The sequence below is a fragment of the Stutzerimonas zhaodongensis genome (genome assembly GCF_003696365.1).
GTDB classification, from domain to species: domain Bacteria; phylum Pseudomonadota; class Gammaproteobacteria; order Pseudomonadales; family Pseudomonadaceae; genus Stutzerimonas; species Stutzerimonas zhaodongensis.
The window spans coordinates 438,825-462,401 of record NZ_RFFM01000001.1; the positions used below are offsets into that span (position 1 = coordinate 438,825).

The 23,577-nt window shown below is 60.5% G+C and carries 25 protein-coding genes; 15 read left to right on the forward strand and 10 right to left on the reverse strand.

Annotation, left to right across the window (positions count from 1 at the left end; all coding sequences use genetic code 11):
* Position 1: 1 nt before the first annotated feature.
* Together EA797_RS01940 and ligB are read right to left on the reverse strand one after the other, a co-directional pair.
* Positions 2 to 382 carry a DUF1090 family protein gene (locus tag EA797_RS01940; RefSeq protein WP_122163508.1) on the reverse strand — a complete coding sequence of 127 codons (381 nt, stop codon included), beginning with the start codon at positions 380 to 382 and terminating at the stop codon, positions 2 to 4.
* Positions 383 to 439: 57 nt separating this feature from the next.
* Complete coding sequence (gene ligB, locus EA797_RS01945; protein ID WP_122163509.1) at positions 440 to 2,110, reverse strand: NAD-dependent DNA ligase LigB; 1,671 nt, start codon at positions 2,108 to 2,110, stop codon at positions 440 to 442.
* A 344-nt stretch (positions 2,111 to 2,454) separates the two neighbouring features.
* Between ligB and EA797_RS01950 the strand changes: the two genes are divergently transcribed.
* Positions 2,455 to 3,384, forward strand: a complete 930-nt coding sequence (locus EA797_RS01950) for an ABC transporter ATP-binding protein (protein ID WP_122163510.1) — start codon at positions 2,455 to 2,457, stop codon at positions 3,382 to 3,384.
* Entirely contained in the window at positions 3,381 to 4,142 is a 762-nt protein-coding gene (locus EA797_RS01955) for an ABC transporter permease (protein WP_073299140.1), read from the forward strand. The genes EA797_RS01950 and EA797_RS01955 overlap by 4 nt, the downstream gene beginning before the upstream one ends.
* 20 nt (positions 4,143 to 4,162) lie before the next feature.
* On the opposite strand, the gene EA797_RS21935 is transcribed toward EA797_RS01955, so the two are convergent.
* The 5 genes from EA797_RS21935 to EA797_RS01980 form a co-directional block, all read right to left on the reverse strand.
* Positions 4,163 to 4,459: an excalibur calcium-binding domain-containing protein gene (locus EA797_RS21935; RefSeq protein ID WP_122163511.1), complete on the reverse strand. Its 297-nt coding sequence runs from the start codon at positions 4,457 to 4,459 to the stop codon at positions 4,163 to 4,165.
* Positions 4,460 to 4,624: 165 nt separating this feature from the next.
* Positions 4,625 to 5,815: a methionine adenosyltransferase gene (metK, locus tag EA797_RS01965; protein WP_122163512.1), complete on the reverse strand. Its 1,191-nt coding sequence runs from the start codon at positions 5,813 to 5,815 to the stop codon at positions 4,625 to 4,627.
* A 15-nt stretch (positions 5,816 to 5,830) separates the two neighbouring features.
* Complete coding sequence (locus EA797_RS01970; protein WP_122163513.1) at positions 5,831 to 6,832, reverse strand: ArsR/SmtB family transcription factor; 1,002 nt, start codon at positions 6,830 to 6,832, stop codon at positions 5,831 to 5,833.
* A gap of 77 nt (positions 6,833 to 6,909) precedes the next feature.
* Complete coding sequence (locus EA797_RS01975; RefSeq protein WP_122163514.1) at positions 6,910 to 7,512, reverse strand: LysE family translocator; 603 nt, start codon at positions 7,510 to 7,512, stop codon at positions 6,910 to 6,912.
* The gene (locus EA797_RS01980) at positions 7,509 to 8,405 is read right to left on the reverse strand and encodes a TauD/TfdA family dioxygenase (protein WP_122163515.1); all 897 of its coding nucleotides are present in this window, start codon (positions 8,403 to 8,405) and stop codon (positions 7,509 to 7,511) included. Before EA797_RS01980 ends, EA797_RS01975 begins: the two co-directional genes overlap by 4 nt.
* A 164-nt stretch (positions 8,406 to 8,569) precedes the next feature.
* Between EA797_RS01980 and EA797_RS01985 the strand changes: the two genes are divergently transcribed.
* From EA797_RS01985 to fba, 7 genes are all read left to right on the forward strand, one after another.
* Positions 8,570 to 9,490, forward strand: coding sequence for a LysR substrate-binding domain-containing protein (locus EA797_RS01985; protein ID WP_122164649.1), 921 nt, complete (start codon positions 8,570 to 8,572; stop codon positions 9,488 to 9,490).
* Between the two features lie 116 nt (positions 9,491 to 9,606).
* Positions 9,607 to 11,604, forward strand: a complete 1,998-nt coding sequence (tkt, locus tag EA797_RS01990) for a transketolase (RefSeq protein WP_122163516.1) — start codon at positions 9,607 to 9,609, stop codon at positions 11,602 to 11,604.
* Positions 11,605 to 11,724: 120 nt separating this feature from the next.
* Positions 11,725 to 12,768: an erythrose-4-phosphate dehydrogenase gene (gene epd, locus EA797_RS01995; RefSeq protein WP_122163517.1), complete on the forward strand. Its 1,044-nt coding sequence runs from the start codon at positions 11,725 to 11,727 to the stop codon at positions 12,766 to 12,768.
* A gap of 60 nt (positions 12,769 to 12,828) precedes the next feature.
* Positions 12,829 to 13,989, forward strand: a complete 1,161-nt coding sequence (locus EA797_RS02000; RefSeq protein WP_122163518.1) for a phosphoglycerate kinase — start codon at positions 12,829 to 12,831, stop codon at positions 13,987 to 13,989.
* Positions 13,990 to 14,102: 113 nt separating this feature from the next.
* The gene (locus tag EA797_RS02005) at positions 14,103 to 14,297 is read left to right on the forward strand and encodes a hypothetical protein (protein ID WP_122163519.1); all 195 of its coding nucleotides are present in this window, start codon (positions 14,103 to 14,105) and stop codon (positions 14,295 to 14,297) included.
* A 28-nt stretch (positions 14,298 to 14,325) separates the two neighbouring features.
* Positions 14,326 to 14,658, forward strand: coding sequence for an MliC family protein (locus EA797_RS02010; RefSeq protein ID WP_122163520.1), 333 nt, complete (start codon positions 14,326 to 14,328; stop codon positions 14,656 to 14,658).
* Positions 14,659 to 14,818: 160 nt separating this feature from the next.
* Positions 14,819 to 15,883, forward strand: coding sequence for a class II fructose-bisphosphate aldolase (gene fba, locus EA797_RS02015; protein WP_122163521.1), 1,065 nt, complete (start codon positions 14,819 to 14,821; stop codon positions 15,881 to 15,883).
* A gap of 86 nt (positions 15,884 to 15,969) precedes the next feature.
* Here the strand turns inward: fba and EA797_RS02020 are convergent, their stop codons facing one another.
* Complete coding sequence (locus EA797_RS02020; protein ID WP_122163522.1) at positions 15,970 to 16,347, reverse strand: response regulator; 378 nt, start codon at positions 16,345 to 16,347, stop codon at positions 15,970 to 15,972.
* Between the two features lie 209 nt (positions 16,348 to 16,556).
* Here EA797_RS02020 and EA797_RS02025 point away from each other — a divergent pair, with 209 nt between their 5' ends.
* The 5 genes from EA797_RS02025 (at position 16,557) to EA797_RS02045 (ending at position 19,171) form a co-directional block, all read left to right on the forward strand.
* A complete protein-coding gene (locus EA797_RS02025; RefSeq protein ID WP_122163523.1) occupies positions 16,557 to 17,177 on the forward strand; it encodes a class I SAM-dependent methyltransferase in 621 nt (206 codons plus the stop codon).
* A 202-nt stretch (positions 17,178 to 17,379) separates the two neighbouring features.
* Complete coding sequence (locus tag EA797_RS02030) at positions 17,380 to 17,658, forward strand: DUF3509 domain-containing protein (RefSeq protein WP_122163524.1); 279 nt, start codon at positions 17,380 to 17,382, stop codon at positions 17,656 to 17,658.
* 125 nt (positions 17,659 to 17,783) lie between these two features.
* A complete protein-coding gene (locus EA797_RS02035; protein WP_122163525.1) occupies positions 17,784 to 18,257 on the forward strand; it encodes a hemerythrin domain-containing protein in 474 nt (157 codons plus the stop codon).
* Between the two features lie 303 nt (positions 18,258 to 18,560).
* The gene (locus tag EA797_RS02040; RefSeq protein ID WP_122163526.1) at positions 18,561 to 18,920 is read left to right on the forward strand and encodes a hypothetical protein; all 360 of its coding nucleotides are present in this window, start codon (positions 18,561 to 18,563) and stop codon (positions 18,918 to 18,920) included.
* Between the two features lie 62 nt (positions 18,921 to 18,982).
* Entirely contained in the window at positions 18,983 to 19,171 is a 189-nt protein-coding gene (locus EA797_RS02045) for a hypothetical protein (protein WP_122163527.1), read from the forward strand.
* Positions 19,172 to 19,208: 37 nt separating this feature from the next.
* Here the strand turns inward: EA797_RS02045 and EA797_RS02050 are convergent, their stop codons facing one another.
* Complete coding sequence (locus EA797_RS02050; RefSeq protein ID WP_122163528.1) at positions 19,209 to 20,390, reverse strand: BaiN/RdsA family NAD(P)/FAD-dependent oxidoreductase; 1,182 nt, start codon at positions 20,388 to 20,390, stop codon at positions 19,209 to 19,211.
* A 160-nt stretch (positions 20,391 to 20,550) separates the two neighbouring features.
* Here EA797_RS02050 and EA797_RS02055 point away from each other — a divergent pair, with 160 nt between their 5' ends.
* Complete coding sequence (locus EA797_RS02055) at positions 20,551 to 21,309, forward strand: substrate-binding periplasmic protein (protein WP_279635031.1); 759 nt, start codon at positions 20,551 to 20,553, stop codon at positions 21,307 to 21,309.
* Here the strand turns inward: EA797_RS02055 and yccS are convergent.
* Complete coding sequence (yccS, locus tag EA797_RS02060; protein ID WP_122163529.1) at positions 21,300 to 23,486, reverse strand: YccS family putative transporter; 2,187 nt, start codon at positions 23,484 to 23,486, stop codon at positions 21,300 to 21,302. The two genes, EA797_RS02055 and yccS, sit on opposite strands and share 10 nt — an antisense overlap.
* Positions 23,487 to 23,577: the final 91 nt, after the last annotated feature.

The window sequence follows — 23,577 nt, forward strand, 5'->3', positions numbered from 1 at the left end:
GTCAGCGCTTGGCGGCGTCGAGCAACTGCCGGGCATGATCCAGGCGCCTTTTGCTCAATTCGATCCTCTCCTGATCGCCAGTACCCAGCGCTTCGCGCAGCTGCGCTTCACGTTCATCGGCGACCCGAGTGGCTTTCTCGATCGCCAGATGATTGGGCTGTACGGGAACCACGCCACGGCATTGCTTGTTGAGTTGCTGCAAGCGCTCTTCAAGCGTGCTTCGGCGGGCCTTGTCTCCCTGTAGCCGCGCTTCTTTGATCTGTTCGCCGATCACCTGACGTGAATCGGCGCAGACATTTTTCTGGTCCTGCTCCGCGCCTACCGACTGCATGATGCAGCCGGCCGTAATCAGCGCAGCGAAGGTGTATCGCCTGAGGGTCATGCACGCTCCATTCTTATTGTTCTCCCTCTGAGACTGAGCAGAGCGCGCTAAGTGCCCTCAGAAACCGGCGACCCCCTCTGCGTGCAGCTTTTGCTTCAGTGAACGCACATCCGGATCGGCAAAGAACGCCTGTAGCTGCCGCGCCCGGCCGGGCCCTATTCCCGGCTCGGCGAGCCACTGCTCCGTACTACGCGTCGCCAGTGCCCGCCAATCTTCATCAGGGTTCAACGAGCGGCTGGCAGGCACCCCGATCGCGCGCAGCCAGGCATCGAAACGACGCTCACGTGCCAGCTGAAAGGCGGCGATCAGATTTTCCGCTTTGCGTGGGCCAAACCCCGGAATGCGCTGCAGGCGCTCTGCATCCATATCCAGCCAACCTAGCAGATCGCTCAGCTCGCCGGCCTCGACGAGGCGCCTCCAGGTTCCGGCACCCAGGTGGGGTAAGTCGAGCCCCTGCTTGCCGCTCAGCCAGGTCAGGCGTGCCAGAAACTGCTGTTCGCACGCAGTTGCAGGGTGCCAGCAACTTAGCGAATGGTAGTCGGCTGGGTTGGGTGCTTCGATGGTGGGCCGCTGCTGCGCGCGCCAAACGACGCGTTCGAAGCGAGGGATGGTGAGGCCGGCGAGGGCAATGGTGATCTGGTCGCCGGGGCGTACATCATCGGCACGCCAGCGTTGCAAGGAGCCAAGGCTGACGCGGGCGATGCGTCGGTCATCGACGTGCACCGGGTCCAACTGCAGCACCGGTGTTATCCGGCCGCTGCGACCGATATTGAATTCGACGCTACGCACCGTTGCCAGGGCCGTGCGCAGGGGATATTTCCACGCTGCTGCCCAGCTCGGTGGCTCGGCTTGCCAGCGCGAGGCTGGCGGCCGGTGGCTTTGACGCAGCACCACTCCGTCGGTGGCAAAAGGGAGCGGTTGGCGATACCAGTGCTCTCGCCACTGCTCAGCTTGCTTGGTTGTCGTAACAGGTCGAGTCAGCTCGACACTGTCTGCAAATCCCATGGCCGTCAGCCCTTCGAGTCGGTCCTGCATGCGCATTGGGCCGTTTGGCCAGTCCCATACGAACAGGCCGATCTGCGTAGCCTCTCGCTGATCAAGCGAACCCCGAGCCATCGCCCCCGCAACGCGGCCACGGGCACCGAGGCCTCCAGCGCTCGCCTGAACGTGCTTGTCGAGCCGCCAGTACAGCTCGCCTTGCAGTACCACGTCGCCGGGTTCGCTGATCCGGTGCGGGATCGCTGGCAGCTCGGTTGCACGCTGCGTCCAGTCCTGACCGCTGAGCCCATCACCGCGGCTCACTGCGTTTACCAGATCACCACCCCGGTACTGCAGCGTGACAGCGACGCCATCTACCTTCGGCTGAATCCAGAGGTCCGAGCGTGGCGCTATCCATGCGTCGACAGCCTGGCGATTGGCGAGTTTTGCCAAGCCCGTCTGCACGATCGGGTGTGAGAGGTGGCCGCCAGCGTTTGACAGGGGATCGGGCGTCGCGGCGCTGCTAGCTGGGAAACAGCGCTGCCAATACTGCAGTTGTTGGCTGGCCTGGTCATAGACTTCATCGTCTACAAGGGCGATGCCACGGCGATGGTAGGCATCGTTCCATTCGTCCAACTGGTGACGCAGTGCGTGGCTTTCCGCTCGGGCGCGGTCAGGGGTCCAGTCCGGACATTCGGCTAGGCACAAGCCTGGGGCGAGGCACAGCAATAACGCGATGGTGCGTTGCATGGGGAGCATCCTTGCTCGTTAGGGTCGCTGCATTCTGCCGCGCGATGGCACTGGCGGCCGTGCGCTAGCGCATGTTGAGCGGTTCCGGCTGCTGCAAATGTTTCTGCGTGCCATCGGGAAGCAGCGGACCGCCTAGCCGGCTCCTCGCAATGCATTGCACCGAGCGTCTCGCCCAAGTGAACCATGTGCGTGCGCAGCGGCCAGAATCGAGAGTTTCAATGGCGTGGCCCGCGGCATGTGCAAGCGATGCGGCCCGAGACATGATCGTTATCAATGGCATTGATTAGTGAGCTAACCAACTGCGTCGTACAATCGTCAGCCAATGTTTTGCGGAGTCTCCACCAGTGCAACCCGTGATTTCCATCGAGCAGCTGAGCAAGACCTACGCGTCCGGGCATCCAGCGCTCACCCAGATCGATCTGCAGATCAACAAGGGCGAAATCTTCGCTCTGCTCGGACCCAACGGCGCCGGCAAGACCACCCTGATCAGCATTATCTGCGGCATCGTCAATCCGGGCGGTGGGCGGGTGCTGGTGGACGGGTACGACATCGTCAACGACTACCGCGAAGCCCGCTCGAAGATCGGCCTGGTGCCGCAGGAACTGTTCAACGAAGGTTTCGAGAGTGTCTGGGCGACGGTGCGCTTTTCTCGCGGCCTGTTCGGCAAGGCGCCGGACGATGCCTATCTGGAAAAGCTGCTGCGTGATCTCTCGCTTTGGGACAAAAAAGGCGCGCGCATCATCGAGCTATCCGGCGGCATGAAGCGCCGGGTGATGATCGCCAAGGCACTGTCTCACGAGCCGAGCATCTTGTTTCTCGACGAGCCCACCGCAGGGGTCGATGTCGAGTTGCGCCGCGATATGTGGGAAATGGTCCGTGGCCTGCGCGAGCGCGGCGTGACCATCATCCTCACCACCCATTACATCGAAGAGGCCGAGGAGATGGCCGATCGCATCGGTGTAATCAGCAAGGGCGAGATCATCCTGGTCGAGGACAAGCAGGCATTGATGCAGAAGCTTGGCAAGAAGCAGCTGACCCTGCATCTGCAACGTCCACTGGCCGAAATCCCGGCGGATCTGGCGGGTTATCCGCTCGAGCTGGTCGATTCCGGCAACCAGCTGGTGTTCACATTCGATGCGCAGCACGAGGACACCGGCATTGCTGAATTGCTCAGGCGTCTGGCGGTACACAAGATCGATTTCAAGGATCTGCAGTCGAGCCAGAGTTCGCTTGAAGAAATCTTCGTCAGCTTGGTAAAGGGCAGCCGCACATGAATTTCCACGCAATCCGCGCCATCTACCTGTTCGAGCTGGCGCGCACCTGGCGCACGCTGCTGCAGAGTATCGCCACGCCAGTCATTTCCACTTCTCTGTATTTCGTAGTGTTCGGCTCCGCCATTGGGTCGCGCATGGAGGCCATGCACGGCATTCCCTACGGCGCCTTCATCATTCCGGGTCTGATCATGATGGCACTGCTTACCGAGAGCATTTCCAACGCTTCGTTCGGCATCTACATGCCGCGCTATTCGGGGACCATCTACGAGGTGCTCTCGGCACCGGTGTCGTATCTCGAGATCGTCATCGGCTATGTCGGCGCCGCGGCGACCAAATCGATCATTCTCGGCCTGGTCATCCTGCTCACCGCTCGGTTGTTCGTTGATTACGAGATTGCGCACCCGTGGGTCATGGCGCTGTTCCTTGTGCTCACCGCGGTGACGTTCTGCCTGTTCGGTTTCATCATCGGTATCTGGGCCGATGGCTGGGAAAAGCTGCAGATCGTGCCGTCGCTGATCGTCATGCCTTTGGCCTTTCTCGGTGGCAGCTTCTATTCCATCGAGATGCTTCCGCCAGTCTGGCAAAAGGTCACGTTGTTCAATCCGGTGGTGTACCTCATCAGCGGCTTTCGCTGGAGCTTCTACGGCGTGTCGGACGTCAATGTCGGCATCAGCCTGGCCATGACGCTGGGCTTCCTCGCCCTGTGCCTCGGGCTCATCTGGTGGATATTCAAGACGGGCTATCGGTTGAAGAATTGAGACGAGTAGAGGCCTGATGCCTAGCGGCCAAACTGCTTTTCGCATGGAATGCCGTCACCATCTCCGTCCATCTTCGTATTGGGGCAGTTGCGAATGAAGAACCTGGCTTCTTCATAAGAGCGCATCTGGCTGCAGTGCTGGCGGCCATCGCAACTGAATGTCTGGACTGGCGCAGATCTGATAGCGGTGGACTGGCTGGTTGGGTTTTGATTGCTGACAACCGGGCTGGAGCTGGAGCCCCAAGGCAGGCTCCATGTGCCAGTGACATAGCCGTAACCGAAATAAGCCAGAGCCGCGATAACTAAGAGCTTGCGCATGTCTAAATCCTTTTAATGCGTACGATGTTTTACGGGCGATGTGTCGGCGCGGAAGCGTAACGGCATCGATTGATTAGCGAAAGGGAGTCGGAAACGTTTCCCAGAGCAGTAAAAAGCCCCGCGCAGCTCTCGCTGGCGGGGCTTTTTTCTGGCAGCGGTCTGGGTTTACAGACCAGCGGCAGCGCGCAAGGCGTTGGCCTTGTCGGTCTTTTCCCAAGTGAACGCAGTGAAGGTGTCGCCACCGACCGTCATTTCATAGGGTTCGCGGCCGAAGTGGCCATAGGCCGCGGTGGCTTTGTACATCGGGTGCAGCAGGTCGAGCATGGTGGTGATTGCGTAGGGGCGCAGATCGAAATGCTCGCGCACCAGGGCAACGATCTTCTCGTCGCTGAGCTTGCCGGTGCCGAAGGTGTTGATCGAGATCGAGGTCGGCTGGGCCACGCCGATGGCGTAGGAGACCTGGATTTCGCAGCGTTCGGCCAGGCCGGCAGCAACGATGTTTTTCGCCACGTAACGGCCGGCGTAGGCAGCTGAACGGTCGACCTTGGATGGGTCCTTGCCGGAGAAGGCGCCGCCGCCGTGACGGGCCATGCCGCCGTAGGTGTCGACGATGATCTTGCGCCCGGTCAGGCCGCAGTCGCCCACCGGCCCGCCAATGATGAACTGGCCGGTCGGGTTGATGTGGAACTGGGTGTCCTTGTGCAGCAGTTCGGCCGGGATCACGTGCTTGACGATCAACTCCATCACCGCTTCCTTGAGGTCGGAATGCTTGACCTCCGGGTTGTGCTGGGTGGAGAGGACGATGGCGTCGATACCGACGACCTTGCCGCCTTCGTAGCGGCAGGTGACCTGGCTCTTGGCATCCGGACGCAGCCATGGCAGCAAGCCGTTCTTGCGCGCTTCGGCCTGGCGCTCGACCAGCGCGTGGGAGAAGCGGATCGGGGCGGGCATCAGTACGTCGGTTTCGTTGCTGGCGTAGCCGAACATCAGGCCTTGGTCGCCAGCGCCCTGGTCCTCCGGCTTGCTGCGGTCCACGCCCTGGGCGATGTCCACCGACTGCTTACCGATGATGTTGATGATGCCGCAGGTGGCGCCGTCGAAGCCGACTTCCGAGCTGTTGTAGCCGATGTCGATAATGACGTCGCGCACCAGTTGCTCGAGGTCGACCCAGGCGCTTGTAGTGACTTCCCCGGCGACGATCGCGACGCCGGTCTTGACCAGGGTTTCACACGCAACACGCGCGTGCTTGTCCTCGGCGATGATGGCGTCCAGCACCGCATCGGAGATCTGGTCGGCGATCTTGTCCGGGTGCCCTTCGGACACGGACTCGGAGGTGAAAATCGAGTATTCGCTCATCTATCGGTTCCTAAATTACCGGTGGGTGAGTCGGCTGTCAGGGGCGGGCCGGGAAAAGTACCGGGCCTGGATCTGAAAACCGTTCTTCAAGCCAATGTAGAGGCTCTCGCCGGGCGTGAGCCCCGCGGCATCGGCCCAACGGGCCAGATCGTCCTGTTCAAAGCCTAACCACAGATCGCCGCAGGCCTCCCTGGCCCAACTCTGGTTATGGCTGCACAGCTCGGTGATCAGCAGGCTTCCGCTCACGTTCACCAGCCGTGCCAGTTGCTTGAGTGCTTCACCTGGCGCCGCCAAGTGATGCAAAACCATGTTCAGCACGACGCAATCGGCCGACGGACATTCGTCCTGTAATGCGTCGGCAAGTTTCAACTCGACGTTGTCCAGCGTATCGCGCTCGCAACGTGAGCGAGCCAGCTCGAGCATCGCAGGACTGTTGTCCACCGCGACTACGCGAGCGAATCGATGGGCCAACTCCGGCAGAAAGCTGCCGTCCCCCGGGCCGACTTCGAGTGCTGTGCAATCCGCTGAAAGGTTCAGCGCATCGAGCAGCGCGACCACGCTGTCGCGGTACTGAGGAAGCCCGGCGATCATGTCCTGCCGTGCCTGGAAACTGCCTGCCATTTTTGCGAAGAAATCTTCGCTGGCTGCGCTGCGTTGGGCATGCACGGCACCGATGCGCGCATGAACATCGGCAGGCAGCGTCAGCTGGTCGACCTCCTCCAGCAGCGCAGCATGCAGCTTGCCTCCAAGGCTATCGAGTTGGGGCAGGGCGCGGCGGTAGAAGATCGCGTTGCCTTCCCGGCGGGTCGCCAGCAGTCCGGCTTGAGTCAGCACCTTGAGATGATGGCTGATCCCGGATTGCCCGGTGGCGAAGATCTGCGCCAGTTCGAGCACGCCGAATGAGTCGCTTGCCAGCGCACGCAGCACGTTTAGGCGCAGCGAGTCGCCGCCGGCCTTGCACAGGGCGGCGAGCTGATCGCTGTCATCGAAGGAGATCTGGGGAATACGCAGGCTCATAGGCCGCGCAGTCTAGTCGGTCGTTTTTCGTCCAGCAATGGCAATATCAAAAAGTTTTGATATTGCCATGCGCCTCGTTATTTGATCAGGCTGTTGATGCCCATCCCGCATGAGACCAATCCCAGCCCGAGCAAGAAGAAGCTTGGTAGCAACGTCAGCGCGCGTTGCAGCGTGTCATGACTCGCCAGTCGCCGAGAAACCAGGCTGTAGGTCACCAGAATGGATATGTCGACAAATGCCCAGATGGCGATCAGGGTCACCGCCTGGGGTGCGAAGGGTTGGGCCGGCAGAATGAATCCGGGCAGGAAGGCCAGAAAGAACAGGATGTCCTTGGGATTGGACAGGCCCACTGCCATGGCCCGCCAGAAGTAGTGGGACTGAGGGCGTGATATGTCCTTTTCTTCGTCATCGCCGCCGCAGAGGCCATCTGCGCCGAGCCAGATCAGGTAAAGCCCGCCGATGACCTGGCCCCATTCCAGAATCACCGGTTGCAGGTCCAGGGCGAGGTAGATCACCACCAGGGCGGCAATCATCAACAGCTGGGCTGAGAGCACGCCGCCAAGAATGGTCCAGGCGGGCCAGCTGCGCCTGGCATCGGCAATGACCAGCGCAACGACAGGACCAGGGGATGCGATCAGAAGGGCGACCGCCGCCGCAAAGGCTAGGTAAGTGGCGTTCATAGTTCGGTGACCAGTTCGAAGATGCGCGACTGTTTGCCCAGCCGCTCGGTGTAGAAACGCAGGTTGCTGGTGGCGAAGGTGCGCTGCATCCAGCGATCACAGCCGTCGAAGTTGGCAGTGAAGGGGCTGCGCGCATGGGCCGTGCGGCGGTTGTCGATGACCAGCAGGTCGCCCTTTCGCATCCGCACCGGCTCAACCACGTCCCAGGCGATGCCACGAAGCCGTTCCAGAGCATGCTGCGCACGGTCGCTGTAGGCGACCATGAACTGTGGGTCGAAGCGGATGAAGGGCGCATCCGGGTCGCCGTAAAGCACCGTCTGGTGCTTGTTGATGTCGATGCGCTGGTTCTTCTCGCTGGCGCCGTAGTCCGACAGGAAGTTGTAGGGCTCATTGAGAAAGAACAGCTGATCCTGATATGTCATGCGCTCAAGGATGCGTTCGGCCGAGGCGATGTAGGTGATGGCTTCGGCGGCAGGGTCCTGGCGCAGGCAGAGCAAGAGCAGATAGTCCGGCTGGACCGCATGGAAGGCGTTTTCGGTGTGCAGGTCCAGTTCTGTGTCGAAGCTGTCCGAGGTCGCTGCGCGCGATTGGGTCTGTTGAGGGAAAAAGTTGTTGACGATGCAGCCGCCCGATTCCTGCACGTAACCAATGGGCTCGCCGAGCAGGGCCGTGGCCTGGAGCAGCAGGCGCTCGCTGGTATCATCCGGCTTGCTCAGATCGGCTCGGGACGCGGGCGTCGGCGGGACATCACCGATCGCCAACTCCTCCAGCAATAGAAAACCCTTGGGATTGCCGAACAGCTTGAACTCGAGAAGTTGCGCCATCTGCGCTTGAGTAAGGCCCCCGTGGCGGATGCTGGCAGATAAAAGTTGGTCAAATTGGCGAGTGGGCATGTCATCCTTCCCTAGCGTTATACAAGGCAGATGCCTCTTGTCTTGAGTCGTTGCCATCGCAGTACTGGCCCGATTGCCGGCGAGTATTGGTGGGGCCTGGAGGGTTGCAAAATGGAAAAAATGGTCAGCTCCGATGAGTTTTACTCATGCCGGAGCCGCTTCGCATGACGTTGCGGATGCCACCGCTCTACGCGCTGAGGGCCTTCGAGGTAGCGGCGCGCTTTGGTTCTTTTACCCAGGCCGCCGAAAGCCTGTGCATTACCCAGAGCGCGGTCAGCCGGCACGTGAAGACGCTTGAGGAGCACCTCGGCTGCCCGCTGTTCGAGCGGCGCGGCTCACGGCTGGCGCTGACCGACACCGGCCGGATGCTCGCGCAGGAGCTCAAGGTTGGCTTCCGTACCATCGAAAATGCCTGCATTGCAGTAAACCGCCAGCGCGACGCCCTGCGGCTGAAAGCGCCGTCGACACTGACCATGCGTTGGCTACTCGGCGCTTTGGATGACTTCCATCTCAGCCACCCGCAGGACCGGGTCCAGCTCACCAGTGCCTGGATGGATCTGGATGCGGTGGATTTCCACAACGAGCCCTTCGACTGCGCCATCCTGCTTGGGAACGCCGGATTTCCAGCGGACTGGCATCGGGTCAAGCTGTTCGATGAATGGCTGGTGCCGGTGTGTGTGCCCGACTATCAGGGCGGGCCGCCCTGGACGGCCGCGCGCCTCTGCGAGGCGGAGCTGATTCACCCGTCGCGCGATTGTCGTGACTGGCGCCGCTGGCTGCAGCGGGTTGGCCTGGTGGATGCCGTCGCCTGGCAGCAGGGCAAGCTCTTCGACACGCTGGAACTCGGGATATCGGCGGCGGCGCAGGGGCATGGAATTTCCATCGGTGATCTGGCGCTGGTGGATGCGGAATTGCAGAAGGGTTCGCTGATGTTGCCGTTCAGCCAGGCAGTTCGCTCCGGTGACAGCTATTACCTGGTCTGGCCTGCCACCGGTGAAACACCTATGACGCTCACGCGCATGAAGGATTACCTCCTGCAGCATCTGCCTGACATCGACAGTCGCGGTGTCGCGTTGCTCGACTAGGGCGCGCTAGCGAAACGGCCTTTATTCAGTCATTGCCCCGCCAGTCCCTGTAGGGGAAAATGACCGCCTTTTTCCGCCCCCTTCGTTTCAGAAGCTATCCCGCAGGAGATTCAGCGATGCCCAGCCGTCGTGAGCGAGCCAATGCCATCCGCGCCCTCAGCATGGATGCCGTGCAGAAAGCCAACAGCGGCCACCCGGGTGCCCCCATGGGCATGGCGGACATCGCCGAGGTTCTCTGGCGTGACCATTTGAAGCACAGCCCGACCAATCCGCTGTGGGCCGACCGCGATCGGTTCGTGTTGTCCAACGGTCATGGCTCGATGCTGATCTATTCCTTGCTGCACCTGACCGGTTACGACCTGTCCATCGAGGACCTGAAGAACTTCCGTCAGCTGCATAGCAAGACACCGGGTCATCCCGAGTTCGGCTACACCGCAGGTGTCGAGACCACCACCGGCCCGCTGGGTCAGGGCCTGGCCAATGCGGTCGGTTTCGCCTTGGCGGAAAAGGTAATGGCCGCGCAGTTCAACCGCGACGGGCACAACATCGTCGATCACCACACCTATGTATTCATGGGCGACGGTTGCCTGATGGAAGGCATTTCCCATGAAGTCTGCTCGCTGGCAGGCACTCTTGGCCTCAACAAGCTGATCGGCTTCTATGACGACAACGGCATTTCCATCGATGGCGAAGTCCATGGCTGGTTCACCGACGACACCCCGCGCCGTTTCGAATCCTACGGCTGGCAGGTGATCCGCAACGTCAACGGCCACGACGCCGAGGAAATCCAGATTGCGCTTGAGACCGCGCGCAAGAGTGACCGTCCGACGCTGATCTGCTGCAAGACCGTCATCGGCTTTGGTTCGCCGAATAAGCAGGGCAAGGAAGAGTCACACGGCGCCGCGCTGGGTGATGCTGAGATCGCCCTGACCCGCGAAGCGCTGGGTTGGAGTCACGGCCCGTTCGAAATTCCAGCAGACATCTATGCCGAGTGGGACGCCAAGCAGAAGGGTGCTGACGCCGAAAACGAGTGGAACAAGCGTTTCGCCGCCTATGAGGCCGAGTTCCCGGCGCTGGCGTCCGAGTTCAAGCGTCGCATGGCGGGCGAACTGCCGGCTGACTTCGCAGAGAAAGCCAGCGAGTTCATCCGCGAAGTCGCCACCAAGGGCGAAACCATCGCCAGCCGCAAGGCTAGCCAGAACTGCCTGAATGCTTTCGGGCCGCTGCTGCCTGAGTTGCTCGGTGGTTCGGCGGACCTCGCCGGTTCCAACCTGACCCTGTGGAAGGGCTGCAAGCCGGTGGTCGCCGAAGATGCTTCAGGCAACTACATGTACTACGGCGTGCGCGAGTTCGGCATGGCCGCGATCATGAATGGAGTTGCCCTGCACGGCGGCCTGATCCCTTACGGCGCGACCTTCCTGATGTTCATGGAATACGCCCGCAACGCCGTGCGGATGTCGGCGTTGATGAAGCAGCGTGTGCTCTACGTGTTCACCCATGATTCCATCGGCCTCGGCGAAGACGGCCCGACTCACCAGCCGATCGAGCAGCTGACCAGTCTGCGTACCACGCCGAACCTGGACACCTGGCGTCCGGCCGACACCGTCGAATCCGCGGTGGCCTGGAAGCACGCGGTCGAGCGCAAGGACGGGCCTAGCGCGCTGATTTTCTCGCGCCAGAACCTGCCTTATCACATCCGCGACAACGAAACCGAGTCGTCCATTTCCAAGGGTGGTTACATCCTCAAGAACTGCGAAGGCGAGCCGGAGCTGATCCTGATCTCCACCGGTTCGGAAGTCGGCCTGGCCGTTCAGGCGTACGACAAGCTGACCGAGCAGGGCCGTAAGGTCCGCGTTGTATCGATGCCATGCACCAGTGTTTTCGACGCCCAGGATGCCTCCTGGAAGCAGCACGTGCTGCCGGTCGAAGTCGGCGCGCGTATCGCCATCGAGGCGGCGCACGCGGACTACTGGTACAAGTACGTCGGCCTCGACGGCCGCATCATCGGCATGACCACCTACGGCGAGTCGGCCCCGGCTGGTCAGCTGTTCGAGGAATTCGGCTTCACCGTCGACAACATCCTCGCGGTTGCCGAAGAGCTGCTGGAAGACTGATTCCAGCTGCCGCGGTTGGTCCTCAATCGGTAGAGGCGAGCTTGCTCGCGAAGCGTTCACGGCGCATTCGCGAGCAAGAGCCAAGTGCCTCCCTCGCGCCTACGAGACAGCGGAAGCTATATGCCCAATCGTCCCTACCGCATCGCGCTCAATGGCTACGGCCGTATCGGGCGCTGCGTGCTGCGTGCCTTCTACGAGCGCAACGCTGCATTCGATTTCGAAATTGTCGCCCTCAATGATCTTGCCGATATGGCGAGTCTCGAATACCTCACGCGCTTCGACTCCACGCACGGCCGCTTCCCCGGAGAGGTGAAAGTGGAGGGCGATTGCCTGCACATAAACAGTCACTGCGTGAAGGTGCTGCGCCACTCGACGCCGGAGGCGGTCGGTTGGCGAGATCTGGGTGTGGATCTGGTGCTGGAATGCTCCGGTGCCTACAACACCCGCAGTGAAGCTCAGCGATTCATCGATGCCGGTGCGCCGCGAGTGCTGTTATCTCAGCCCATGAGCGGCGCCGCCGATGTCGATGCAACGGTGGTCATGGGTATCAACCACGAGCGTTTGAGCGGTGCCGAGCGGTTGGTCTCCAACGCTTCCTGCACGACCAACTGCGGCGTGCCGCTGCTCAAACTGCTCAACGACGCGATCGGCCTCGATTACGTCTCGATCACCACCATCCACTCGGCAATGAATGATCAGCCAGTCATCGACGCCTACCACCACGATGATCTGCGCCGCACGCGCTCGGCGTTCCAGTCAGTGATCCCGGTGTCCACCGGGCTTGCGAAAGGCATCGAGCGCCTGCTGCCGGAACTCTCGGGGCGGATTCAGGCCAAAGCGGTGCGGGTGCCGACGGTGAACGTGTCCTGCCTGGATATTACCTTGCAGATGTCCCGCGATACCGATGCCCAGACGATCAACCGGATCCTGCGCGAAGCTGCGCAATCCGGCCCGTTGGAAGGCCTGCTTGCGTACACCGAGTTGCCCCATGCCAGTTGTGATTTCAACCACGACCCGCATTCGGCGATCGTCGATGGCAGCCTGACGCGAGCGTCCGGCCCTCGACTGGTGAACCTGCTGGCCTGGTTCGACAATGAATGGGGTTTCGCCAACCGTATGCTTGACGTGGCTGATCATTTTTTGCGCGTGGCCCATCGCGCTTAGCCGACAGGCTTAGGGCCGCTGCTCGACAACATCGCCGTTCTTGAACTTAAGGAAGATCACATGACCGTTTTGAAGATGACCGACCTCGACCTCCAGGGTAAGCGCGTGCTGATCCGTGAGGATCTCAACGTGCCGGTGAAGGATGGCGCGGTGAAAAGCGATGCACGCATCCTGGCTTCTCTGCCGACCATCAAGCTGGCGCTGGAGAAAGGCGCAGCCGTGCTGGTCTGCTCGCACCTGGGTCGCCCGGAAGAGGGCATCTACAGCGAGGAAGACAGCCTCAAGCCGGTCGCCGATTACCTGAGCAAGGCGCTGAACCGCGACGTCCCGCTGATCAAGGATTATCTCGAAGGCGTCGAGGTACAGCCCGGCGAGCTGGTGCTGCTGGAAAACGTTCGCTTCAACAAGGGCGAAAAGAAGAACACTGACGAGCTGGCGCAGAAGTACGCCGCGCTGTGCGACGTCTTCGTCATGGACGCTTTCGGCACCGCCCATCGAGCTCAGGGTTCGACCCATGGCGTTGCCAAGTTCGCCAAGGTCGCTTGTGCCGGTCCGCTGCTCGCAGAAGAACTGGATGCGCTGGGCAAGGCACTGAAAAGCCCGGCCCAACCCATGGCTGCCATCGTGGCCGGTTCCAAGGTGTCGACCAAGCTGGACGTTCTCAACAGCCTGAGCCAGGTCTGCAACCAGCTGATCGTCGGCGGCGGCATCGCCAATACCTTCCTCGCTGCTGCTGGTTTCCCGGTAGGCAAGTCGCTGTATGAAGCCGACCTGGTCGATACCGCCAAGGCCATCGCTGCGAAGGTCAGCGTGCCCCTGCCGGTCGATGTGGTCGTGGCCAAAGCGTTCGCCGAGGACGCCGAAGCGACGGTCAAGGCTGTGGCCGATGTCGCCGAGGACGACATGATCCTGGATATCGGCCCGCAGACTGCTGCCAATTTCGCCGAGTTGCTGAAGTCGTCGAAGACCATCCTCTGGAACGGTCCGGTGGGCGTGTTCGAGTTCGATCAGTTCGGCAACGGCACCAAGGTTCTTGCCCAGGCCATCGCTGAAAGCCCTGCGTTCTCCATCGCCGGTGGCGGCGACACCCTTGCTGCGATCGATAAGTACGGCGTGGGCGAGAAGATCTCCTACATCTCCACAGGCGGCGGCGCTTTCCTCGAGTTTGTCGAGGGCAAGGTGCTCCCTGCTGTAGAGGTTCTGGAACAACGCGCGCAATAAGCCGCAGAGCCGAGCGCTTTCAATGCGCTCGGCTCAACAAGCGCAACGGCAAAGGCAACCCCTGGAGCTTGGTGCTGTCTCTGTTCTGTCCAGACAAGGAATGGAGACTCACCATGCGATATGCGGCTATAGCGATTTGCTGTCTCGGCCTGGCCGGTTGCGCCGGGGGCGTGCCGGATTCGGCCTGCGAAGTGTTCGATCCGCCACCGGTTGAAAGCCCCACCGCACAGAACGACCAGCGCATACAGATGCAAAGCACCGGGGATCCCACAGCCGGTACAGCCGCGGACGTTCAGGATTGCCCCTGAGTCGAAGCGCATCAAGCAAGGAGAAGCGATGAAAGGCCTGTTCATCCCATTAGCCGCACTGCTGCTCGGCGGCTGCGGTCACTGGCAATCCGGCCCTGATGCGCCCTTCGTGCGCTGGAAATGCCAAAGTCAGCAGAACATTGCGTGGCGCTACGCCGATGACAGCCACCAGACGGTGGACCTGAAAGTCGGTAATAGCGAGCAGGTGTATACCCTGCGCAAGGAACCAGCCACGCGAGGTGCTTTCTATAGCGATGGCGTAGTGGGCTTCCACAACAAAGGCAACGAGGCTCTGGTCTATCGGATCGCCGATGACAAGTTGCTGGCCCATGGTTGCAGCGCTTCCCTGATCACTATTTGAAGTGCTGCGCCAGGGAGATTCAGGTGTTTTCGCCACAGTTGATGGCTTTTACCCCAGCCACCACTACAATGCCGCGCCATACCGCGTGGTGCTTGAACAGCGCCGGCCCCTGCGGCAGGCTTTACACGATTAATCGACCCTAACCGGGAGAAAGGAAAACATGGCACTCATCAGCATGCGCCAGATGCTCGACCACGCCGCCGAATTCGGCTACGGCGTGCCGGCTTTTAACGTGAACAACCTCGAGCAGATGCGAGCCATCATGGAAGCGGCCGACAAGACCGACTCCCCGGTGATCGTCCAGGCTTCGGCCGGTGCTCGTAAATACGCAGGTGCACCGTTCCTGCGCCACCTGATCCTCGCGGCGGTGGAAGAATTCCCCCATATCCCGGTGGTCATGCACCAGGATCACGGCACCAGCCCGGATATCTGCCAGCGCTCCATCCAGCTGGGCTTCAGCTCGGTCATGATGGATGGCTCGCTGCGTGAAGACGGCAAGACGCCTTCCGATTACGAATACAACGTCCGCGTCACCCAGCAGACCGTTGCCTTCGCCCACGCCTGTGGTGTCTCGGTAGAGGGCGAGCTGGGTTGCCTGGGCTCGCTGGAAACCGGTATGGCCGGTGAAGAAGACGGCGTTGGTGCAGAAGGCACCCTGGATCACAGCCAGCTGCTGACCGATCCGGAAGAAGCCGCTGACTTCGTCGCCAAGACCAAGGTCGACGCCCTGGCGATAGCCATCGGCACCAGCCACGGCGCCTACAAGTTCACCAAGCCGCCAACCGGTGACACCTTGTCGATCCAGCGCATCAAGGAAATCCACAAGCGTATTCCCGATACCCACCTGGTGATGCACGGCTCCTCCTCCGTCCCGCAGGAGTGGCTGAAAATCATCAACGAGTACGGCGGTGACATCAAGGAAACCTACGGCGTGCCGGTCGAGGAGATCGTCGAAGGCATCAAGTACGGCGTACGCAAGGTCAACATCGACACCGACCTGCGTCTGGCATCCACCGGTGCGATCCGCGAATTCATGGCGAAGAACCCAGCCGAATTCGACCCGCGCAAATACCTGGCCAAGACCGTGACTGCGATGCGTGACATCTGTATCGCTCGTTACGAGGCCTTCGGCACCGCCGGCAACGCGTCGAAGATCAAACCGATCTCCCTGGACGCGATGTTCGAGCGCTACGCGCGCGGTGAGTTGGATCCTAAGATCAACTGAGTCATCGCTGTTGAAACGAGCCCGCCTAGTGCGGGCTCGTTGCGTTATAGCCGGGCAAACAAGTGGGCAGTAACGAGCAGGGCTATTCAGGTAAGCAGTTGCTGAATCTGGCTGCGCAGGGTGTCGAGGGAGAAGGGCTTGGCAAGAATGGGCGCGGAGCGGGCAATTGGGCTGCCGGACTCCTGGATCTCGATCGGGTAGCCACTGATGAAGATGACTTTCAGCTCCGGCCGCAACTTGAGCGCCGGCTCGGCGATCATTACGCCAGACACGCCGCCGGGTAGTCTGTAATCGGTAACCAGCAGATCCAGCTGGGGTTTGGTCGCCAGGATTTCGAAGGCTCGGGCCGAGTCGACTGCCTCCAGAACCTTGTAGCCTTCTCCTGCCAGATAGTCGGATAACAGCGTCAGAATATGGGGTTCGTCCTCAACGAGCAGAACTACTTTGGTTGGTGCTTGGCTCATCGGAGCGATCTCGGAGTTTCGATAGCGTAGGGGTGAGTCCGGTACTCAAGCCGGCTTTAAAGGCAGCAGTTTGGAGCGCACGGACTGTCTGCAAGTTCATGAAAGTCCAGCCTTTCGTCAAGCATTTTCAACCGTTAAGGCATAACCGTCTCTAGGCGATCCGGCCTGGAGTCGCTAGCCTCCATTGAATTCACCTTTCGGAGCCTGGCATGACAGACGAAAACGCTCGCGCTATCACAGCGCTTACTCTGGATGACTATCGCGCCAATGCCGAGGCATTCCGCGAGGGGACCCGAGATCATGATGTAAGCCAGAACATCGATGCGCTGCTGCGCCACATCCGGGGCGAGCCGCCTCATCGCATACTCGACCTCGGCTGCGGCCCAGGCCGAGACCTGAAAACCTTCACCGCGCGTGGGCATATTGCCGTGGGGCTAGATGGTGCCGAACCCTTCGTGCAGATGGCGCGCGCTGATACCGGCTGCGAAGTGTTGCATCAGGATTTCCTGCAGCTGGAGCTGCCAGAAGGAGCGTTCGACGGCATTTTCGCCAATGCCGTGTTATTCCATCTGCCCAGTCGCGAAATCGCTTCGGTGTTGTCAAAACTCCACGCAGCGCTACGCCCTGATGGTGTGCTGTTCTGCTCCAATCCACGAGGTGACAACCGCGAAGGGTGGAGCGGCACCCGTTACGGTACCTGGTATGACTGGCCTACCTGGCGCGGCCTGCTGGAGTCCGTAGGTTTTGTCGAACTCGAGCATTACTACCGCCCTGCTGGATTGCCTCGCGAGCAGCAACCATGGCTCGCAAGCGTCTGGCGCAGGGGTTGAATCGAGGACATCGTCACCTTCGCATTGTTCATTGGGCAGCGCAGAATGCATGCCGTAAACGTAACGTTCATGCGTTTTGCATGCATACAAAACGCTATTATGTGACGTAAGTCACTGAAAATTAGCGTTTTATTTATTGACTCCGGTTGGCACGAACGCTGCTCCTGCTATGGGTGCTGGACCATAACTGGAGTAAACAACAATGATCGCCGCTGAAAAAATTCTTACTGCCGCATTTCCCGAATTCGAAGTCACCACAACTCCACGTCCGGACGGCGGGCTTCTCCTGACCCTGCGCAATGACGGACGAGACATCGTCAAGCGCGCGCTTTCGAAGGGCCAGACGCAGACCAACATTCAGCTGGAATGGGTTGTGAGCTCGATTCGCCGTGACCTCGCGCTGGAGGCCGGTATGTCGCCTGCCATCGCACGACTGCAGAGCCAGAGCCGCACTGCATTGCCTACTTATGAATATGCCTGAGCAGAGCAACCGGCCAGCCTTCGCGCTGGTCGGTTGACTGTACACACTGCGCAATCCTGCGCAGGGCGATCAGATCGGGCCATAGAGCCTGGGTGCTTCGCAAGCCTGATGAATGAGGAAACCACATGAACGCCATCGACCTGCTGATCGAAGACCACGAGAAAGTGAAAGACATTCTGACGCGCCTGACCGAGAGCACCGAGCGCGCAGTCAAAACCCGCACCGAGCTGCTGCAGAAGCTGGAAATGGAAGTCACCATCCACACTCAGCTCGAAGAGCAGATCCTCTACCCCGCCTATAAGGAAGCGGGTGGCAAGGAAGAGTTGGAAATGTATTACGAGGCAAAGGAAGAGCATCGCACCGTCGATTCTCTGGTCCTGCCCGACCTCAAGGCAACCGACCCTTCCAGCGTCGAATTTGCCGGACGCGCCAAGGTGTGCATGGAGCTGTTGGAACACCACATCGAGGAAGAAGAGGAAGAGATGTTTCCCAAGGCTCGGGAATTGTTCGACAAGGCGCGTCTTGAAGAGATGGGTCAGCAGATGAGCGAGCTGAGAAACCGTCTGAAGAAAGAGTTCATGGCCAGCCAGGCTGCATGATTCTTCCGAGCCGGGGCGGAATGCCCCGACGCTCGCTATGGCCGCCGGCCGCTTCTGACCGTTGCGCTTATGTGCCCCTGAATTGCTTCGGCTTAAGGCCGTTGGATATTCCTACCATTCAGAGCATGCGCTCACTGATACCTGAAAGTTTGCATTCACGACGGTGCGCAATTTAAAGGCCACCAGGCAGACCCTAGGGCCGGCTGCGGCACTCTCGGTGTTCATGACGGTCAATTCCTCAACGCCTTTGACAATCAAGGGCTTGCTGGCGAAACGCCGGCACAACTCCCAAGGAGGTTATCCATGCGTTTAGCTTATTTGTCTGCCCCGATACTTGGCCTGTTGCTCGTAGGCTGCGGTCCGGACGAAGAGCCGGCCCGCGAGGCGCCGCCACCACAGCCAACCACCGAACAGCCAGCCGCACCAGCGACAGGCACGCCACCGGCAGATAGCGGCACTGGTACTGCACCTGGCACCTCCGGCACCGGTACGGGTGGCGGTGTAGAAACTACCCCTGGCACCGGAACCGGCACTGGCATGGACACCGGCACCAGCGGCAGCATGGACACCGCACCGGCCGATAACGGCAGCGGACTGGGTACCGAATCGGGTGCCGGTACGGCGCCTAACCCAACTGGGACTGGCACTGGCACTTCTCAGTAAGCGTTAGCGAATCCAGCAGGTGCCTGCGCAATTTCGCGAGGCACCTTGCCGAGGAGATAATTATGAAATCGAAATACATCACTATTGCTGCCGCGTTGCCACTTTCGCTGTTTCTCGCAGGCTGCTCGCCGGATGACGAGCCGTCCTCGATGGACAATGTCAGCGAGAACCAACAGGAATATCAGAACACCGCGACCGATCCTGCAGGGCCTCGCGAGGCTTCCCCGCCGTCGAACCTGTCAAACGAGTAATAGCAAGGGTCCTGCGCGTCGCGCGCGGTGCTGATATTTACACGTATTGTGCCGCTGCGTAGCCGGATGCCCAGGCCCACTGGAAGTTGAAACCTCCAAGATGACCTGTGACATCCAACACTTCTCCTACGAAATACAGGCCCGGTGCCTTCAGCGACTCCATAGTCTTTGAAGAAACCTCGCGCGTATCCACGCCCCCTATCGTGACCTCCGCAGTGCGGTAGCCTTCGGTGCCGGCAGGCATCACGCGCCAGTTGCTGAGTTTTTCTGCTATCTCTGCCAGTTCAGCTGCGCTGTATTGCTTGAGTGGCTTTGAGACGAACCAGTGTTCGGCCAGCAGGGTTGCCATCTTGCGAGTGAACAGCTCGCCAAGCAGCGTTTTCAGCTCGGTATTGGGACGCTCCCCGCGTTGCTCATCGAGCCACTCGACGAGATCTAGATGTGGGAGCAGGTTGATCTCGATAGTGTCGCCTGGTTGCCAGTACGAAGACACCTGCAGGATTGCCGGCCCGGATAGTCCGCGATGGGTGAAGAGTATGTTTTCCCGAAAACTCTGCCCGTTACAGCTGACCAGACAATCCTCGACCGAAGTGCCAGACAATGATTCGCACATACTCTTGAGCAGTGGCTCGGTGATGGTAAAAGGCACAAGTCCCGCTCGCGTCGGCAGTACGCTATGGCCGAACTGTCGCGCTACCTGATAGCCAAAGCCGCTGGCGCCGAGTGTGGGGATCGACAGGCCACCCGTGGCGATCACCAAGGATTGGCAAGCGAGCTCGCCGGCACTGCTCTGCAGCAGATAGCCGAGCTCGCCTTTTTCGATCGATTGCACACTGGTGTCCAATCGCAGGTCGACCCCCGCCTGCTCACACTCATCGAGGAGCATGCCCAGAATGTCGCTGGCCTTGTTGTCACAGAACAGCTGGCCCAGTTTTTTCTCGTGATAAGGCACGCCGTGGCGGCCGACCATCTCGATGAAGTCCCATTGCGTATAGCGCGCCAGCGCCGATTTGCAGAAATGCGGGTTGCCGGAGAGGAAGTTGGCCGGCTCGGTGTACATGTTGGTGAAGTTGCAGCGGCCGCCGCCCGACATCAGGATCTTCTTACCGGCCTTGTTGGCGTGGTCGATGAGCAGAACCTTTCTACCGCGCGCTGCTGCCGTGAAAGCGCACATCAGGCCCGCAGCTCCTGCGCCGATTACCACCACGTCCGTCTGCACTGCAGCCTACCTCGCCCAGAAAATGCGCGATGGTACTCCTGCCGCCGGCGGGCTGCAGCCCGGGCTTGGGGGATCCGACGAGCCGCGGCTACCAATCGGCTCGGTTTGTGCTTTGCTGACTGACATGGCGCTTCGCTATCGAAGTACAAGAGGGGAGAGGGTGAACGGGGTCGGACGTCTGCTAATATTGATCATGCTGCTGACAAGCAACTCGACCATGGCCGAGGTGTTGCGGCTGGCGGGTAATGTATGGCCTCCATACACGGACCATCAGTTACCCGAGGACGGACTCTCTGCTGACATAATCCGCACTGCACTTGGCCGGGCTGGCTACCGTGTCGAGTACGTTCAGGTGCCTTGGGAGCGCGCATTGCTAGGACTGCGTAACGGCACATACGACATGCTCAACGGTTGGCCGACAATGAAACGAGCGGACTATGTGCGTAGCTCCCGCCCCTTTCTGGTCAATCGCATGCGCTGGGTGCAGCGGCGCGACAGTGACATCCATTATCGCGACGCAGAGAGCCTGATCGGATATTCCATTGCGCTTAGCCGTGGTTACGCTTATGCCGAAGAGCTGAGCAATGATGCAAGACTGGTTACGGAATATGCAGTCAATTTCATCCAGGCTGCCCGCATGGTACTTGCGCGACGGGTTGACCTGACTCTCGAGGACGAGCGCACTGCATCGTTTCACTTCGAGCGCGAGCTAAAGGATGTGAGCGCTGGCCTGCGCTTCGTACCGGGAGATTTCACGCTATTGAATCTATCGCTGGTGGTACGTAACAGCCATCCGCAGCAGGCTGAGATCATCGCTGCATTCGATCGCGAGATAGACGCAATGGTCGAAGACGGCAGCTACGCGGCCATTTTCGCTCGCCATGGTCTGCCTGCACCCGTGTCGCTGCCTCAACCCTGAACCTGTGGGCGCTCGCGTAGCAGGTGAGCGGCCATGCTGCGTAGCGGCCCCAATTGGCGACAGATAAGCCCCAGCTGCGTTTGCAGCAAACGATGGCTGTCATCTACATCTTCAGCTGCCTGTTCCAATTGTTGCGCCAACGCCTCCTCGGTTTCGTTGTAGACCGCAACCGGCTGGTTGTTCTGCAGCGCTGTCGCCAGCTCGTCGAGGCTGCTCGCAAGTTGCTGCGCGGCGTTTTCCAGCAGCTCGTCGCGGGCGTCGTCCGGGAGGCTTTCGCGATGGGCGCCCAGCCCGGATAGATAGTTGAGCAGGGTGTGCGAGAGGATCAGAAAGCGAAATCCGGTCTCGGCATCCTTGCGAAAGTGTCCCGGTTCCAGAAGCATGTTTGACAGCGTCGTGGACAGCGCGGCATCCGCGTTATGTGCATTGCGCCGCGCCAGCCTGTAGGCCAGATCGTCGCGCTTGCCGCTCTCGTACTGGCGCATGATCTGGCGCAGGTAGTCAGCGCTGCGGCTGAGGGTATTGGCGACCACCTGGTTGAGGCGTCGGCCCTGCCAGTCGGGAAGGATCAGGAATACCGCAGCTGCGGCGATCAGGCTGCCCAGCAGCGTATCGACCAGCCGCGGCCAGATCAGTCCATAGCCGTCTCCGACCTGGTTGAAGCAGAACAGCACCAGTAGGGTGATTGCAGCAGTTGCCAGTGTGTAGCGACTGCTACGCGTGGCGAAGAACACCACGCCCGCAATAACGGCAAATAGCGCCTGTACTTGCTGGCTCGGGAACAGATCGAACAGCGCCCAGCCGACAACCAGTCCCGCCACGGTGCCCGTCACCCGTTGCACCAGTTTGATCCTTGTCGCGCCATAGTTCGGCTGGCAGACGAATACCGTAGTCAGCAACACCCAGTAGCCTTGCTCGGGATGGATCGCATGAAGCACGGCGTAGCCACATACCAGCGCCAGACTCATGCGCAGTGCATGGCGGAAGAGCAAGGAGGTGGGCGTTAACTGCAGGCGGATGCGCGAAAGGGCGTCATGTACCGATTGGGGCTCGCGGTCCAGCAGGCTGCTGTCCTGTTCTCCTTCCAGTGCATCCGGGTTGCTGGCGCTGGCCAACTGGCGCTGCATGGTCGACAGGTTGCCCGACAGCGCGCGCAGTGACCGCAGCAGACCGCGCCACGCCGGATTGCTTTGAATACGCAGGTGTTCAAGGGAAGACTCAAGATCGGCCTGCGCTTGGGCATTCGCTTCGCTGTAGCGAAAGGGTTGACGCAACTGCACGGCGGTGGCCAGTTCGATACAGGCAACCCCCTGTAACCGAAGCAGCCGGCCGCATCGGAACAGCACATCGCTGTGAAAGAACGCCTCGGCCAGCTCCTGATAGGGGTAATGCGAGGAGCTGACGCGCTCGTGCAGGTCCTGGGCGAGAAAGTACAGCTTGAGGTAGTGGCTGATCTTCGCGCCCGGCCGGCCATTGCCGAGACGGTGCAGAAGGGTCTCCTTTGTCGCGTTCAGCGCGCTGACCACGCGCCCGTTCTGTTGCGCCAGTTGCAGGCGGCGTTCCTCTACGTCCAGTTGTCGTACTGGCTCGAACAGCGTCGCCTTGAGTTTGAAGTACGCGCCCAGCTCCCGGTACAGCCGGGCCAGGCTCTGCTGTACCGGCTGATGCGAAAACAGGGCGTTCCATAGCACCGAGAGCAAGCCGTACCAGGTTGCGCCTGCCAGCAGGAGCAAAGGGTCGCTCCACGGGTTAGGCGCCTCTCCGCCGCGCTGATCAGCCGCGATCATGCTGTAGATGGAGAGGATCAGTGTGGCCTGTGCAATGGTCGCGTAGCGCTCCCCCAGTGCGCCCAGCATGACCAAGGCGAATGCGGCAGCCGCCATCCCGCTGACGAACAACAGTGGGTAGGGAAACAACAGCTTCACTGATGCAGCGGCGACGGTGAAACACAGCAGTGTGACCAATAACGCTGACAACCGGCCCAGCCAGCTGTCATCGGTTTCGGCCAGGGCACTGGCGATGATGCCCAGGAATAACGGGATGGCCATTGCAGGCTGTCCCAGATACCAGCTCAATCCCATGCTGCTGGCTAGCGCGATCAGGACGCGCAAGCTATAGCCGAACTTGTCCAGCGCCCATATCCGGCGCAGAGAGTGGCTGAGCAAGGGTGTGCGCATAGATAATCCGGACCTGGTTCTGGCAATGGGTGTTGGACGCCCGTTTCGCCGGCACGTCACGGTTCGCTTAGCAAAGCTTATACCGTCCATC